This window comes from Pseudomonas sp. JR33AA (genome assembly GCF_021378985.1).
Lineage (GTDB): Bacteria > Pseudomonadota > Gammaproteobacteria > Pseudomonadales > Pseudomonadaceae > Aquipseudomonas > Aquipseudomonas alloputida.
On the sequence record NZ_JAJSAW010000065.1, the window covers coordinates 1 to 313 of the forward strand.

The following is a 313-nucleotide window of genomic DNA, read 5'->3' on the forward strand; positions in this document are numbered from 1 at the left end:
AGTGACGGTAGTGCTGACCGGGGTCTTGTCCAGTGTCAGCTGCTCGAACTTACCGACATCTGCACCTTCAACGGTAGCGATCGACTTCACGACAGGGTCGTTAGCGCCGACATAGACGTTGTCCGGGGCAGTCACGGTAACCGAACCGCTAGTGCCGTTGGCCGGCACGGTGATGACGGTTTTGCCGTCGCTCAGCGTGAAGGTCAATGCACTGTGGTTGTTGATCGGCAGACCGTCTTTGTTGGTCAGGGTGATGGTGTAGGTGATCTCCCCGCCTTCGGTGACCGAAGGGGTGGCGGTCAGCTTGGCCACG

At 59.4% G+C, this 313-nt stretch carries 1 protein-coding gene; it reads right to left on the reverse strand.

The genetic code is table 11. The annotated features are described in order from the left end of the window. Nucleotides 1-313: immunoglobulin-like domain-containing protein (locus LVS58_RS25030; protein WP_233693254.1), on the reverse strand; the 313-nt coding region annotated here is incomplete at both ends.